The sequence below is a fragment of the Paenibacillus sp. DP01 genome, from assembly GCF_044784315.1.
GTDB lineage: Bacteria > Bacillota > Bacilli > Paenibacillales > Paenibacillaceae > Paenibacillus > Paenibacillus polymyxa.
Window position 1 is genome coordinate 1366025 of record NZ_CP173059.1, and the last position, 17431, is coordinate 1383455.

Genomic DNA, 17431 nt, shown 5'->3' on the forward strand with positions numbered 1-17431 from the left:
TTCAAAGGAGGCAATTACAAATGGAATTGAGATCATCTATTGAATTTTACGACAATCGGTTTTTAATGTTCGTTCTGGATCAAATGGCTTATGAATTTGAGAAAAACGGCTCCAAGGAGGTCATTCGGATGACCTTGGGAAAATCCGAGCTACCTTTGCACGAGGATATTATTCAGTCGATGAAGGATGCATTAGATACCTTTGAAAAAAGCTCGCTTGTATTCCCACCGGGCTTGCCGGAATTAAAGGAAGCTTTGGCGGAGGAATACAAGAAAACCTACGATCTGGATATTAACCCTAACAATATCTTGATTAATGTGGGCACCAGTGCCTTGTTCCGGAATTTGTTTTATTTATTAGCGAAAGAAGGGGATGAGGTACTGCTGCCGCGTCCGTATTATTCCCTGTATCATTTCTGCGCTCAATTGGTAGGGGCGAACGTTCGCTACTATGATATTAATCTGGATACGCTGGCACTCGATCTGGATTCCTTCAGGGAAAACTTCACGGATAAAACCAAAATTGTGGTAATTAATTCGCCTGGCAATCCGTTAGGCAATATTTTAACGAAAGAAGAACTGTACGCCATTGATGAAATCATCGACGGACAGGCTGTAGTCATTAATGATGAGATTTATGCCAATGTTTGCTTTGATGAACGAAGCACCTCGGTACTGGAGCTGACGGATACCAAATCAGCTTTTATTACGACGAATGCTTTCTCCAAAGGATACCGGATGTACAGTCGGCGCGTTGGCTACTGTATCGTTCCTGACGAGCTGGTCACACCGCTCACGGTCATACAGCATCATACCTTGTTGACAGCTGACCCTGTCGTGCAGTTTGGCGCGCTCGAAGCATTGGCGCATCCCGAAGAGATTGAGCAACTGGTCAGCCTGTACAGAGCAAGACGGGATTATACGGTGGAGCGGTTCAATGAGGTTCCACTCGTACGTGCCATTCCTGCTCAAGGTAGCTTTTACTTCACACTTGATTGTGAGAAATACATGGACGAGCACGGCATTGAGACAAGTTTGGAGCTGGCGGAACAAATAATGAGAGCCAAACAAGTGGCGACAGTGCCGGGTTCTGATTTTGGATTGCCGAAAATGCTGCGCCTGTCCTACTCTACAACGCGATACAACGAAGGCATAGACCGATTAGTGGACTTTTTCACAAATAGCTTGGTAGGTCAATCGGCTGGATCTGCTGCAATTCCGGTTCAGGAGTAGCTCCTATGGATCTAGATTTTGATGCATTTGAAATTCTATCGGCAAATGAGGAACGCGTCATTGCGGAGATGAATCAGACCAGCAAGGCTTATGAGGAACAGCTGACGATTCCTGATTTGTTTGTCCGTCAGGTCGCGAAAACCCCTCAGCATACTGCTATCGAAGAATATGGTTCTTCCATCACATATGCCGAACTGGAGGAACAAGCGAACCGAATGGCCCGCCTACTGTACGCAGTAGGTGTGCGGCCTAACCAGCGGGTAGCGGTGGTAGCGGAACGGGGAATTGAGCTTTTGGTGGCTGTTTTCGGTGTATTAAAAGCAGGGGCGGCCTATGTACCTATTGATCCGGATTATCCGAAAAAACGGATTCAATATATGCTGCGCGACAGTGCCTGCAGTGTGCTGATCACCGAGTCTGCCAAACTGCAGACGATGCTGGAAGATTTGCCGGAGAGTATGACGACCGCTGTCTGCCTCGACGAAACAAAGGTGCAAACAGATAAGCTGACTGTGTATCAACGATCGGATTGGGAGCACCAGGGAAAGGCTTCATGGCACTGTCCTGCCTGTGAAAATGATCTGGCATATCTGATTTACACCTCAGGCTCCACGGGAGATCCCAAAGGAGTCATGATGACGCATAAGGCTGTGCTGAACACGCTTTTTTGGTTGCAGGATACTTTCTGTCTGGCCGCAGCAGATGTGATTGCGCAGAAGACTTCCGCCAGCTTCACCGACTCGGTATGGGAGTTCTTCTGGCCCTTGATTTATGGAGCCAAGCTGTCCATTTTCAGTTCGGATACGGTCAAAGATCCACAAAGGCTCTATGAACAGCTGCGAGATGACAAGGTTACCATTACCCAGTTTGTTCCAGCCCAGATGAGTCTCTTTTTGGATGCGATTCCGACCGATGAGACAGACCATCCGCTGCCGGAACTAAAGTGGGTATTCAATGGAGGCGAAGCTTTGCTCGTCAATGGGGTGCGAGACTGGTACAGCACGTTCCAGGAAGCCAAGATTGCCAACATTTACGGCATGACCGAGTCAGCTATTTATGCAACCTGTTACCTGATTGACGCATCTCCGGCTGAAGGTGAGTTGAGTATTCCATTGGGCAGGCCGCTTGCGAATACGCATGTCTATATTTTGGACAAGGAGGGGCAGTTGTGCCCCTTTGAGGTCAAAGGCGAAATCTGTATCGGCGGCATTGGTCTGACGGCGGGGTACTGGAATAAGCCGGAAGCCACCGACAAGGCTTTTACCCAGCATCCCAAAACCGGTGAAAGATTATATCGTACGGGAGATCTGGGCTTGTTACGACCAGATGGCATCCTGGAGTACAGCGGACGTAAGGATGATCAGGTTCAGGTGCGAGGATATCGCGTAGAGCTGAAAGAAGTGGAACGGGCTGTATCTGTCTTTCCAGGGATTAAGGAAACGGCTGTAGTTGCCCAAACTGATGAGTTTGGTGTAACCAATCTTTTATGTTATTTTACATCGCTGGAAAAAGGGCTTGAAGTGGATGATCTGACAACTCACCTGCGTGAATTATTGCCTGAGTATATGATTCCAGGATTTTTTATGGAACTGCTGGAGATGCCGCTTACTCCTAACGGAAAGATTGATCGCAAAAATCTGCCACAGCCGGAGCGGCGAGTTCATCGTTCAACCGCATATGTGGCGCCCCGTAACGAGAGAGAACATATGCTGGCGAAAATCTGGGCCGGAATTTTAAATATAAGTCCGGAGGACGTCGGCATCCATGACAGCTTTTTTGAAATCGGCGGCAACTCCATCTCGATTGTTCGACTGCATCGTAAGATGCAACACGCGCTGGGCAGCAAGGCGACGGTCGCTGAGCTGTTCTCCTATCCTACGATTGCGGCGTATATGAATCATTTTGAAAATCAGTCCAAGGATGACGAACAGCTGGATCAGGATCTCATGAGCCTGCTGGATCAAATTGAAGATGGCTCACTGGATGTAAGCCAGTCTATACGGGCGCTGGACCATCTGAAGGAGGGATAACATATGAAACGGGTTCAGAATTACTTGCTAGCTCAGGTGGCTGCAAAATATCTCTCCAAAACAGAAGCTCTGCCGATGCTAAAAGAGCTATTCGAAAATGAGGCCAAAACGGTAAAAGTCGATGATATTGCTGTTGTGGGGATGGCTTGCCGTTTTCCGGGGGCGAATGGAACGGATGAATTTTGGGATAATCTCGTAAACGGCATGGATGCCGTAAGAGAATTTCCGGAAAGTCGCAAGTCGGATGTAGATCGGCCTATTCGAGATTATTTTAAAGGTAAACGATATGCCCCTGAGATTAAGTATCGCAGAGGAGCGTATTTGGACCATATTGACCGTTTTGATGCAGAATATTTTAATATCACGCCAGCGGAAGCCCGTTGTATGGACCCTTTGCAGCGCATTTTCCTCGAAGTTACCTGGGAAGCACTGGAGGATGCTGGATACGCCGAAAAGGAATTGTATGGCTCACGTACCGGAGTGTACGTAGGGGATACGGATGCCGACTACTTGCAGCTGATTCAGAACATGGAGCCTTATGCTTTGCCCGGCAATACCATTTCAGTCGTAGCCAGTCGGGTGGCCTACCTGCTGAATCTCGCCAGCGGCAGTCATCTGATTGATACTGCTTGCTCGGCATCTTTGGCCGCTGTACATCATGCGGTTAAAGGGCTGATTACAGGAGACTGCGACATGGCTGTAGCTGGAGGACTAAACCTAACCCTGTTTCCTGTAGACGAGGGGCTGGTGGATATCGGCATTGCTTCTCCTGATTCTGTCGCTCGTACCTTCGATGCTGCAGCGAATGGAACTGTCTGGGGCGAGGGATTTGGAGTCATTGTACTGAAGACGCTGGAAAAGGCCAAGAAGGATCGGGATCATATCTACGCCGTTATTAAAGGGAGTTCCATGAATTCAGATGGAAAGTCCAACGGTATTACCGCCCCAAGTGCCTTGGCTCAGACGGAGCTGATGAAGGAAGCTTGGCGCAATGCGGGCATACCCCCTGAAACAGTAACCTACATCGAGGCTCACGGTACAGGAACTCGTCTAGGTGATCCGATTGAGATCGAAGGCATTACCAATGCCTTCCGCAGCTACACGGACAAGCGGCATTTTTGTGCTCTGGGTGCGGTAAAAACAAACATCGGTCATTTGGACACCGCAGCTGGTATTGCGGGTCTAATCAAAACGGTGCTGTTGTTGCAACAGAAGGAGATTCCGGCAACCCTACATTTTAACGAGCCGAATCCGCACATTAATTTCATCGAATCGCCTGTATATGTGAATACAGAGCTGGTTCCATGGGAGACGGAGGCAGGAGTACCACGGCGGGCGGGGGTCAGTGCTTTTGGTCTGGCAGGGACCAACTGCCATGTCATATTAGAAGAATATGAGCAGGATGAGCGGAGCCTGTCCGCCAGTGTAGAAGACGTGCCGTACGTATTTACGTTGTCTGCCAAGAGCAAAGCTTCCTTCAATGCTTTGGTTGACCGTTACCGTACTTTTTTGGACCGTACAACTCATACACTGCCAGATATTTGTTTCACAAGCAATCAGGGACGCGGGCACTATGCTTATCGGCTTGCAATTGTAGCTACAAGCCTTGATGAGCTTAGAGAAGGGATAGAGCGTTTTGCAAACGCAGATGAAGCTGTGCGTCCAGCTTTGGCGGGAGAGAGGATTTATTATACCCGTCTGACAACCCGTGAAGAGAAAAGCTTTAAGGTGCAGCCCGACACCAGTCTGGAGCAGGTTGTAGATGAATATATGCAAGGTAGCGAGATCAATTGGGCTGCCCTGCATGATTTGGAGCAAAGGCGCCGTGTTCCTTTGCCTGTCTATCCATTTTCAGGCAAGCGGCATTGGGTGGAGTATATTCCCGAGCATGCGCTAGAGCACGAAGCGACTTCTCCAGCCATGAAATCTGAACCGGAGAAACAGGTGGATCATTGGTTTTATGAACTGAATTGGATAGCCAGTCCTCTCACGGATTCTACCCTCCCAGAGCGGCCTTCTGCCGGGAAATCTTGGCTTATTCTTGGGGATGAAGAAGGGATAGCTGATTCACTTGGTGAGTTGATGAAGGCCCAAGGAGAAACGCCGATCATTGTAGAGGCTGCATCTGCTTTTTCGGCCGTAGATCCGGGACATTATCGGATTCGTCCCGGCTTTGCGGAGGATTATGCCAAGCTGCTTGCAGCCGTGGCAGAGACCGAAACGCAAGGAGGAGCAGAGCTTACCGGAATCGTGCATCTGTGGACATGTACCGAAATTCGCAGTCGCATGCGACAACTCGATGACTTGAATGAAAGTCAGGAGCAAGGAGTTTTAAGTCTTTTTTATTTAATGAAGGCAGTGCAAGCAAGTTCGATTCATCGCTCGTTAGAAATCAAAGTCGTCTCGAACTACGCACAGCTGGTCGTAGCGGAGGATACATATGTGTTCCCGGAAAAAGCGCCTCTGTGGGGATTGATGAAGGTCGTTTCACAGGAATATAGCCAGCACCGTTGTAGCTGTATGGATGTAGAAACGATCGGACGGGAGAATTCCGACATCGCTCGGGAAATCATGTTGGAATTGAATCGGGATGAAGCAGATCAAGGTTCAGCATGGCGTGGCGGTCAGCGGTATACACAACAGCTGGAACGGATGGTGCTTGCAGCCCTTCCACGCCGCAAAATTACGCTACGCGAGGGCGGTGTCTATTTGATAGCCGGGGGAGCCGGTTCGGTAGGACTGGAGACTTGCCGCTATTTTGCCCGCCAGGCCAATATAAAGCTAGTGCTGGTCAATCGGACAGAGCTTCCAGACCGGGGAAATTGGCAGGAACGAGCTGTAGGACCGGACACTTCTGCGGTTGTGAAGAAAATCCGCCAAATGTTGGAGATTGAAAGCCTTGGCTCCGAAGTTAGCTACTACGCAGCAGATATCACGAACCTGGCTTCCATGAAGAAGGTCGTTGAGGATATACAAGCACGTTACGGTCCAATTCATGGGGTTATTAATGCCGCGATGCATTTGGAGGAAATTCGTCTGGAGCAGATGGATACCGCCGCATTTCAGCGAACCATGGAAGCCAAGGTGACCGGAACATGGGTGTTGAACGAGGTGACCAAGGAGCAGACGCTGGACTTTTACATTCTGTTCTCGTCAGTGGCTTCGCAACTGGGAGGCGCAGGTTTGGGCAGCTATGCTGCTGCGAATGCATTTCTGGATCAGTATGCCCACTATCAGAGCCGTCGCGGCATGGAAGTGATGGCGATCAACTGGTCGGATCTGGAGATGGGGGATACACCGAACGAACTGATGGATCAACGGATGTTATCTCAGCCGATTTCGTCCGAGGACTATGGAAAGCTGCTTGATCGGCTTTTGCAATATAAACTGACCCAAGCGGTCATCGCCAACATTCGCAGCCAGAAGCTGGCTCAAGTGCTGACGCTGCTCAAGGTTCACTTTTCCCCAGACTTAACAAAGGAAATTACAGAGCAAGCACAGGGACATAACGAGCAAGAGTCAGAAGTCTACAGCCATCTGCTGGAGTCCTATCAGGAGCTGAAGCGGTTCATTACTTCTAATGAAGCTCTGAACGATATGATTCAGCGAAATGTGAAGCTGGGTGCTAAATTTGTTTCTTTTGAGGAAGAGCTATTTCATACGCTACAGCCCAAGTCACAGCTTGCGAACACTGGAGTGTACATGCAGTCTCACATCCAAGTGACCTTGATCGGCCGTGACGGAGAGGTCTATTCGGAAACAGAACGGAAGCTAGGTCAGATTTGGGGCGAGGTGCTAGGACATGAGGAAATTAGCATACACCAGGACTTTTTTGAAAATGGAGATTCACTGATGCTGATGAGTGTCATTGCTAAAATCAAAGACCAGCTGGCCATAGATGTGCCGATTCAGGTCTTTTTTCAGGAGCCGACGGTGGCCGGGCTGGGAAGTTGGATCGATGAATCCAATCGCAGCAGTTCTGAAGAGGAAGATATCATTCCGGTATTACCACGTCATTTTGCTGAGGCTGAACAATAAAACGGGTTTGTGTTGGGCTAACAGGTGAGGAGTGAAAGGAACATGTTATTCTGCGGACTGAAATTAACGCATGATGGTAGTGTAGCCTTGATTGAGGATAACAAGCTTATTTTCAGCTATGAAGTTGAAAAATTCAATAACAACAAACGCTACAGCGAAATTCCTGATTTAGATTTTGTTGAAGAAGCACTTAACCTGCATGGCTATACCTCGGCAGATGTGGATCGGTTTGTTATTGACGGCTGGGCCGGATTGAAGGAAAGCAGGGTGGATACGCGTTCTCATGGGCAGGAGTTGTCCCTTTCGGTTGCGCCTTACCGCGAAGTATCGCTTTCAGCGGACGCACTCCAAGCCTATTCGGGCAGTGGACTTGTTATTGGAGAGAAATCCTTCGATTATACCAGCTATATGCATGCAACCACACATATCGCCAGCACCTATTGTGCGAGCCCTTATGCGGTGAACAAGGAGCCGTCTTACGCGCTTGTATACGATGGAGGTATGTACCCGCGTTTTTATTACTTTGATCCAGCGAACGAAAGATTAGAAAACCTGGGCCCTCTCTTCATGTACATCGGCAACATTTATTCACTGTTTTCGCTGCACTTTGAGCCTTTCCTTCGCGGAGGACAAGGACCACGTGTGGATGATCTTTCGGTAGCGGGCAAGGTTATGGCCTATATAGCCAAGGGGCGGGTACGTTCAGAGCTGCTCGAACAGTTTGAGTTGACGTATGCGCGGCATTTTTCACCCTCCATGGAGTTTAACTGGACCTTTTCCCAGGAAATCAAGCGATATGTAGATGAGCATCATATTCCGCATGCAGACGCTTTGGCGTCTTTCCATCAGTATTTGGAGCAGCTTCTTGTAACCTCGCTGGAGGCGAGTGTGACCAAGCATGGGCGCAAAACAAAGAACTTTTGCTTTATAGGAGGCTGTTCTCTGAATATTAAATGGAACAGTGCGATTCGAGAAAGCGGGTTATTTGATGATGTGTTTGTTTCTCCATTTACGAATGACACAGGCTCGGCCATTGGTGCTGCTTGTTGTGAGATGATTCATCAGACAGGTCATCCCCATTTGAATTGGTCTGTATACAGCGGGCCGATGGTCATCCAAAATGATCCAGCGGAAGGCTGGGAATCACGTGCTTGTACGGTGTCACAGCTCGCAGAGCTGCTGCATACGACAGATGAGCCGGTTGTCGTGCTGAATGATCGGGCGGAACTGGGACCACGTGCGCTGGGGAATCGCAGTATACTGGCAGCTGCCGTTCGACCGGATATGAAAGACCGCCTGAATGCCATTAAGCAACGGGAGGACTATCGTCCGGTCTCACCAATCTGTATAGAGGAGCATGCGCCTGCTATTTTTTCGCCAGGAACCCGCGATCCGTATATGCTGTTTGACCATATGCTGCGTGACGAATGGGTGGAACGCATTCCGGCAATCCGTCATCTGGATGGCACAGCACGCTTGCAAACAGTAAGTCGGCAGGACAATCCGCTAATTTATGATTTGCTGCATGCGTACGAGAAATTAAGCGGTATTCCAGTCCTGTGCAATACCAGTGCCAATCTGCTTGGCAGCGGTTTTTTCCCGGATGTGCGTTCTGCAACCGAGTGGAACGGAACCCGATATGTCTGGTGCAATGAAACGTTATACGAAAAGCAGTAGCCTATCCTCGAATAATGTACAAGATGGAGGTTTAGACATGGGAGAGAAGCAGACCTATGATCTGTCTCATGGGCAGAAGCGGTTCTGGGTTCAGTCCCAACTGGACGCTCAGAGCAGCGCCTTTAACCAATCGGTAGCCGTTCGGATCAGACAAGCCGTGAATACCGCGTATTTACAGCAGGCCCTCCATATCATCGTTGAAAGGCATTTTATCCTTCGTACAGTGATTACAGTGGTCGAGGGTGTGCCGAAGCAAGTGGTGCTGGAGCAAATGACCTTAAACGTGCCTGTCTCGGATGTGTCGGACAGAGGGGAAGAAACAGCGTGGGCAGAGGTGCAAAAAGAAATACAGACCATGATGGATCAGCCTTTTGATCTGGAGCAAAGTCCGTTATGGCGGGCACAGATCTATAAACTGGCGGAAGATGACTATATTTTTCATATTTGTATGCATCACATGATTGAAGACGGTTGGTCTATGGATTTGTTTTTCCAGGAACTATTCCATATTTATCAGGCGTTGGAGCAAGGAACAAGCCTCCGTTTGCCAGATTTGCCAATTCAGTATATTGATTATGCACACTGGCAAAATCAGCAGGTGCTTACCGGAAAATTAAACTCACAGGAGCAATACTGGAAATCCCGATTGAATGGCGAATTACCAAGTCTTCAATTACCACTGGATTTCCCGCGTCCAACCGTCCGGAATGCTCCGGCAGCAGTAGAAAAGGTCACTCTGGATGCGGAATTATGCGCGGGCTTGGAGCAGTTGAATCGTAGGTACGGAACCACCATGTTTATGTCGATCGTGGCCAGTCTGAATGTGTTATTGGCTCGACTAACTCAGCAGGAGGACATTATTATCGGTACTCCTGTGGCGGGGCGGAATCAAAAGCAGGTGCGCAATCTGATCGGTTTTTTTGTAAACACGCTTGTGCTTCGGAATCGACTTTCACGTGACATTTCTTTTTCCCAATTGTTACAGCAAGTCAAAGATGAATGCGCAGGAGCATATGCCCATCAGGACTATCCTTTTGATCAGCTATTGCAGGTATTGAACCGTCCGCGTCGCTTGAATCGTGCTCCGCTGTTTGACGTTCTGATTAATTTTGCAGCTGGGTCTAAAAGTGAAGAGAACTTCGGGGGAATCCCGATGGAGCGAATCAAGCTAGGGAATGGTGCGGAAGCGAATGAATTTGACTGGACTGTGATTGTCGAGTCGGTGAACGACGAAATGGTCATCTCACTCAGCTATGGAACGGATCTATTTACACCTTCAACGATGCGCAGGATTGGAGCATACTTCCGTAATATTATTGCAGGTGCCATTCAGGAGCCGGAGCAGCCCGTTTGGAAAATGGACTATATCGGGGTAGAGGAACGGACCGAAATGAACCGCATTAATGATACACAGAAGACGTATCCGGCTGGAGTCACGATTACATCCTGTATCCAGGAGCAGGTTGCTCGTGCCCCTCATGCAGTTGGTGTCGTGGACGGTAGCAAAGCGGTGACCTATGAGGAAGTGAACCTTCGTTCCAACCAATTGGGCCAATTGTTTAGCCGTTATGGAGTTCGCCCCAACTCGCTGGTTGCCATAATGGGAGATCGGGATGTACCATTGCTCACCGCTATTTTGGGGATTATGAAGGCAGGCGGGGCCTATGTGCCCATTGATCCCGATTATCCGCAATCACGAATAGAGTATATGTTCAACGACAGCTCGTGCCGCGTGCTTGTTACGGATACACGCTATTTCGGGCGGATGTTAAACCATTTGCCTGCCAGCATTGAAACCGTCATTTGTCTGGATGAAACGGTATGGGGAGAATCGGAGTGGATCGTTAGGCTGCGTGAGGTGCGAGGACATGAAGCTTCATTTATTCCTGTTAAGGTGCAAGACATCCCCGTTCATGATCTAGGTTTGGAAAACATTCCAGGCGAGGATGATCTCGCTTATATCATGTACACATCCGGCTCGACGGGACAGCCCAAAGGGGTGATGATGACCCATAAGGCTGTGCTGAATACATTATTTTGGCTGCAGGATACCTTTGCTCTGGGGGCAGACGATGTCATCGCACAGAAGACGTCTACCAGCTTCACAGACTCGGTGTGGGAATGGTTCTGGCCGCTGATGGTGGGAGCCAAATTAACCATTGTACCCACTGATATCGTCAAGGACCCTGCACAGCTATATCCATTTATGAAGCGGGAAAAGGTAACAGTCACTCAATTTGTTCCCGCGCTTATGAGTGTTTTCTTAAGTGCTGTACGCAGTGCGGGAGAAGCTCATCCATTGCCCAATTTAAAGTGGATTTTTAACGGGGGCGAAGCACTTCCGGTGAACGTCGTGCAGGAATGGTATTCCCTTTTTTGCACAGCTAAAATCGCCAATCTGTACGGCATGACGGAATCGGCTATCTATGCGACCCAGCATATCATTCAGCGCAAGCCAGATGAAGGTACATTACGTATTCCGCTGGGATTTCCGATTGCGAATACTCGTGTGTATGTGCTGGATCAGGACGGACAGCTTGCTGGGTACCATGTTCAAGGCGAAATTTGTATCGGCGGGACAGGACTCGCGAGCGGATATTGGGGCAAGCCGGATTTGACAGCCAAGGCCTTTACTACGCATCCGTTGACTGGAGAACGGCTCTATCGGACAGGAGACTTGGGCTGTCAGACGCCGGACGGACAATTCCAGTATTTTGGGCGTAAGGACGACCAGGTTCAGGTACGTGGATTTCGCGTCGAAATGAAAGAGGTTGAGCAGGCGCTGGTCAGTCTTCCATGTATTCGTGAGGCAGCAGTGATTGCGCATATTGAGGAAACCGGAACCGGATTGATTGGATACTACACATTGCAGTCGTCCGAAATAACGGCAGAAGAGGTGCGCGAATATCTAAAGGAACGGCTTCCAGACTATATGGTTCCCGGTTTGTTAGTCCCGCTCGAAGCTATGCCTTTGACCCCTCACGGTAAAATCGACCGTAAGCATATGCCGGAGCCTGAGGGAAGAAGTCTCGCTGGAACAGAATATGTACCCCCAAGAGACGATATGGAGCAAGAATTGTCCGCCATTTGGGGAGAAATTTTGGATATAGCGCAAGTGGGTGTACAGGACCCCTTTTTTGCGTTGGGTGGACATTCGCTCAAGATGGCAAAAATGATTTACCGGATTCAGGAGCGCTTGCAAGTGAATGTGACGTTCAAAGAACTTTTTGACCATCAAACGATTCGTGAGCTGGCAGATTTACTTCGTCAGAAGACCTCTGTTCATGCGGCTTCTATCGAACCGTTGCCTGAGCAGGAATATTACCCCGTTTCTGCCGCTCAAAGACGATTATATGTACTGCATCAGCTGGAAGGAGAAAGCTTGAGTAATCACGTGTTCACTGCCTGGCAATTGGAGGGAGTGATCCAGCGAGAGCAGCTTGAGCGTATTTTTCATACATTATTACTCCGCCATGAGTTATTTCGGACGGGGTTTACCTTACTGGAGGGTGAGGTAGTACAACGGATTCACTCAGACGTGGCTTGGAAAATGGAATATACCGAAGGGGCGGCGGCTGATATGCCGCGAATTCAGCAATCGTTTTTGCGTCCGTTTGATTTGCAACAGCCCCCGCTTTTACGAGTAATGCTCGTTCGACTAGCGGGGCAGAGCCACGTGCTGCTGCTGGATGTACATCATATTATTTTTGATGGTATATCTGCGACAGTGCTTATTGATGAGTTTATCTCCCTAATGGAAGGAAGCCATCTGGAGATACCGCGCATTCAGTATAAAGATTTTACTGCATGGCAGCATACACAGCTCAGCGGGGAACATCTGAAAGAACAGGAAGCATACTGGGTGGGATTGTTCGATGAGCAGCACACTGGACAGGAAGTCCCGCTTCTGAATCTGCCAGGAGATTATCCAAGACCAAAACAGCGGAGCTTTGCTGGAGGCTCGTTAGAATTTAGCCTTCCTTCAGCAAGTGCAACAAGCTTGCGAGAGCTGGCCATGGAGAGTGGCGCCACGTTATTTATGGTTTTGCTTGCAGCATACAATGTATTCTTGTCCCGCTACAGTGGGCAGGAGGACATCGTGGTCGGTACGCCAGTAGCCGGAAGATCACATGTTCAGCTGGAACGGATGCTCGGTATGTTTGTGAATACACTTGCGTTACGAAATGCTCCCGTACAGGAAAAGACCTTCCGGCAGTTTTTGAACGAGGTTAGAGACAATGCATTGAACGCGTTTGAACATCAGGACTACCCCTTTGATATGCTTGTCAATCGCTTGCATCTTCAACGGGATTTAAGCCGCAATCCGCTGTTTGACACCATGTTTCGGCTGCAAAACTTTATGGATGTCAGCAGGGAGGTACCAGGGCTACAAGTAAAGCCTTATCCACTGGAAAGCTCTTTTGCTTCATTTGATTTGATGCTGACCGTCGTGGAGCCGATCGCCCAGAATGAAGGCGATGATGGACAGGCTGGTCTGCATTGTACCTTTGAATACAGCTCGGAACTGTTCAGCGAGCAGACTGTTCGCCAGATGGCGCAGCATTTCATTGAATTGGCGGCTCAACTGGCTTCACAGCCAGACCGTCCTCTATATGCTGCCAGCCTGCTGACTTCTGCGGAGCAATCGCATATTCTTGTCGCTCGCAATGCGACTGAGTTTGCGCTTCCGGCTGACAAGCTGATGCATCATCTGTTTGAAGAGCAGGCTGCACGGATACCGGATGCCATAGCGGTAGAATGTGGGGACCGCCGTATAACCTATGGTGAGCTCGATATGCTGTCCAATCAGATGGCGAGAACCTTGCGTAGCAAAGGAGCGGGCGTGAATACGGTGGTTGCCTTGCTGCTAGAACGATCAGTAGATTTGCTGATAGGGATGCTCGGGATCTTAAAGGCAGGAGCCGCCTATTTGCCGATCGACCCCGATTATCCTGCGGCCCGCATTGCCTACATGCTGGAAGAGAGCGGAGCGCAATGGCTTATAAGTCGGGACACGTTACTGAAAGGACTTGATTTTAGAGGCGAAGTCATCTCATTGAATGATGAGAATATATATCGACAGGATGGAAAAAGGCTGGAGATTACACAACCGGGACCCAATGACTTGGCGTATATGATTTTCACCTCAGGCTCGACTGGAAACCCGAAAGGCGTGATGATCCGTCAGGAAGCTATCGTTAACCTGATCTATGGGATTACCGAGCGTATTCCGTTTGCTGAAGGACAGACCTTCTTTTCGGTAACGACAGCCGCGTTTGATATTTTTGTATTGGAAACGTTGCTGCCTTTGGCGAAGGGGCTACGGGTGGTGTTATCTACGGGAGAAGAGCAGGCTAATGCTGAACTGCTCCTGGAAGCTATTCGCCGAACAGGCCCGCATTTGCTGCAAATGACACCTTCGCGGCTCCAGCTTTTGCTTATGCACCCGGCAGCCCAAGAGGGTCTGCACACATTGCAGATCATGATGGTGGGAGGCGAGGCTTTACCACAGTCGCTGCTACGTCAGGCACAGGATATGACGACTGCACGCATATTTAACATGTACGGCCCAACTGAAACTACAGTCTGGTCAACTGTGCAGGAGCTTACCCAGCAGGAGCGAGTGACCGTGGGTACGCCGATAACGAACACACAAGTATATATCCTGGATGGTCAGCTTCAGCCTGTACCTGATCTTGTAGCGGGTGATCTCTGGATTGGAGGCAAAGGGCTGTCAGCCGGTTATGACAAGCGCCCTGAACTGACAGCGGAGAAGTTCAAAGCTAATCCGTTCCGATTCGGTGAGCGAATGTTTAAGACTGGAGATCTGGCGCGATGGATGCATCAGGGCGAGCTTGAAGTATTGGGCCGGATGGATGATCAGGTCAAAGTCCGCGGCTACCGGGTAGAGCTAGGGGAAATTGAACAAGCGCTGCTGGCTCATCCCAGCGTTCGGGAAGCTGCAGTCATTCAGGACAAATCGGATGAACAGGGGAGCAGCCCTCTTTGTGCCTATTGGATAGGCGAACAGACTTTATCGGTGAGTGAGCTGCGTAATCATTTGCTTGCCCGACTGCCGGAATATATGATTCCGTCGCATTTTATTATGTTGTCGGAGATGCCTTTAACGCCGAATGGAAAAATAAACCGTCGAATGCTGCCTAAGCCGGATCATAACCGCCCTCTTCTCGAAGTGGAATATGCGTCACCTGCTACAGAGGTGGAATTGCAGGTCAGCCGGATTTGGGAAGAAGTATTGCACAGAAGCGAACTTGGCATCCACGATAATTTCTTTGAGCTGGGGGGCAATTCGGTTTTGCTCATTCAAATGAATGTTCGTCTCCAGCAAATCTATCCAGGGAAAATCAATGTGGCGGACTGCTTCGCCTATCCGACGATTGCGAGACTTTCCGATTTTCTGGAACAACAGCAAAAAGAACAAGTATGGACAGATGCAGAACAAGAACGCTATGAGCGTCAGGAGCGCTACTGGCGTCGTTATTTGGTCGAACCGTTACCTTCTATTCCGTGGAATGAAGCGATGCGAGCAGCTGGAGGGGCAGATGGTCAGGCTACGTTCACTTTTACCTTACCTACTGACCTGCTGACCGTGTTGCAGAAAGCCGTTTGGCGTCAGGATTTTGCCCTATCAGACTTGCTACTGGCCGTTTATACGTATGTATTGTCACAAATGACAGGTCAGCCTGAGCTTATAGTGCTTATCGGGGAAGGACACCTATATCCCAATAAACCATCAATGCAACGTGAACCTTCTGTTTACACGGCTGTACAGCCTACCGGGGAGAGCTTGTATCCACTGCGTGTACGATTGATGGAAAATGATGATTTTAGCGTCCTGTGCAAAGAGGTTGCGAGTCATCGCCAAAAAGCGAAAGAGACAGATCTTTACCCAATCCCCGTCATGTTGCCGAATGGGGGAGGAAACGCCGATCCATCTGCTTTTCACCCTTGTGTGTTTTTGAATCACACGCCAGCGGGACATGAAGTGACCCGACAATTGGACTGGGTGATTTATATGGATGTGCGTGCAGAGCAGGTACGGTTCCTGTGCGAATATCAAGCTGGAAAACTAAACAAGACTTGGGCAGAACAATTGATGAAAGCCTATGTCCACGTCCTGCACAAGATTGCTGACCTACTATAAGGAGGATGGAACGATGAAAAAATTAGGTTTTTTATTCCCGGGACAAGGCTCCCAATATGTAGGCATGGGTCAAAGCTTATACGATGAATATTCAGTAGCGAGAGAGACCTTTGAAGAGGCCGAAGATGCATTAGGCTTTGATCTGAAGTCCCTATGTTTCACAGGTTCCATGGATGAGTTGACTCAGACCGCTAATGCGCAGCCCGCCATTTTGACTGTGAGCATTGCTGCTTATCGTGTACTGATGCAGGAATTGAAGCTTGCGCCATCCCTGGTAGCGGGTCACAGTCTGGGAGAATTTTCGGCATTGGTCAGTACAGGGGCGCTTGCTTTTTCGGATGCGGTGAAAATAGTACGTCAGCGAGGTATTCTGATGCAGGAAGCCGTCGCTCCCGGTGCAGGAGCGATGCTGGCGGTAGTCGGGAGTCATGAGCGTGAGGTGGAGGAGGTGTGCCAGCAAGCCTCTTCAGGTGGTGTGTCGGTCGGCATTGCAAATTATAATTCCTCCGAGCAGCTTGTAATTTCAGGCCATACTCCCGCGCTGGAAAAGGCCAAAGAGGAATTAAACCGTAGAGGAATCAAAACGGTTCGTCTTAAGGTGGGCTTTCCATTCCATACGAATTTAATGCGGAGCGCTGCGGGCAAGTTTCGGGATGAGCTGGAGAGATATGATTATGGCCGTTTTCAATGGCCTGTTCTCTCTAATGTTACAGCGACACCCTATACGGATCGTCGTTATATCATATCTAACCTAACGTCGCAGATGGCCCAGCCTGTGCAATGGTATAAAAGCGTTCAATACATGTTGAATCAGGGCGTGAATCATTTTATAGAAATCGGTCCCAAAACTGTGCTGAGAAATTTAATGACAGGTATCACTTCCACAGCTCAATCCTTTGCCTTTGAGCATCCCTCCGGTCTGGAATTACTACGGAATGCTGATATGGAGTGCAAGCCGGATGGGTTGGGGCTGGTGACCTCCTGCATCGCGATTGCTGTTTCAACCCAAAATCGGAACTGGAACAATGATGAATATGAGCAGGGTGTAGTTGTTCCATATAAAGAATTGCAAAACATGCGCGAACAATTGATCGCGACCGGGACCGAGCCGACGATTGAACAAATGCAGCAAGCTCTGGACAAGCTAAAGTCCATTTTTGAAACTAAATTAACGCCTGCGGAACAACGGGCTGAGCGGTTTGAGCAAATTTTCAGCAATACGCATACACGCGAATTATTTCCCGCGTTTCAGGTCAGCTAATTGCAGCGAACATGAGGAACGGAAGGGG

Annotated in this window: 6 protein-coding genes; all 6 read left to right on the top strand. The window is 49.2% G+C overall.

Annotation, left to right across the window (positions count from 1 at the left end):
• The first annotated feature begins 20 nt into the window (after positions 1-20).
• From ACH59B_RS05905 to fabD, 6 genes are read left to right on the top strand one after another with little or no spacing between them, the layout of a single operon-like run.
• The gene (locus tag ACH59B_RS05905) at positions 21-1232 is read left to right on the top strand and encodes a pyridoxal phosphate-dependent aminotransferase (RefSeq protein ID WP_017426436.1); all 1212 of its coding nucleotides are present in this window, start codon (positions 21-23) and stop codon (positions 1230-1232) included.
• 5 nt (positions 1233-1237) lie between these two features.
• Positions 1238-3262, top strand: a complete 2025-nt coding sequence (locus tag ACH59B_RS05910; protein WP_404303497.1) for an amino acid adenylation domain-containing protein — start codon at positions 1238-1240, stop codon at positions 3260-3262.
• Positions 3263-3265: 3 nt separating this feature from the next.
• Positions 3266-7300 carry a type I polyketide synthase gene (locus tag ACH59B_RS05915; protein ID WP_404303498.1) on the top strand — a complete coding sequence of 1345 codons (4035 nt, stop codon included), beginning with the start codon at positions 3266-3268 and terminating at the stop codon, positions 7298-7300.
• 42 nt (positions 7301-7342) lie between these two features.
• Positions 7343-8977 (top strand): carbamoyltransferase N-terminal domain-containing protein, encoded by a 1635-nt coding sequence (locus tag ACH59B_RS05920; RefSeq protein WP_025364243.1) that lies wholly within the window; start codon positions 7343-7345, stop codon positions 8975-8977.
• A gap of 37 nt (positions 8978-9014) precedes the next feature.
• The gene (locus ACH59B_RS05925) at positions 9015-16142 is read left to right on the top strand and encodes a non-ribosomal peptide synthetase (RefSeq protein ID WP_025364244.1); all 7128 of its coding nucleotides are present in this window, start codon (positions 9015-9017) and stop codon (positions 16140-16142) included.
• A 13-nt stretch (positions 16143-16155) separates the two neighbouring features.
• Positions 16156-17403, top strand: a complete 1248-nt coding sequence (gene fabD, locus ACH59B_RS05930; protein ID WP_031463058.1) for an ACP S-malonyltransferase — start codon at positions 16156-16158, stop codon at positions 17401-17403.
• Positions 17404-17431: the final 28 nt, after the last annotated feature.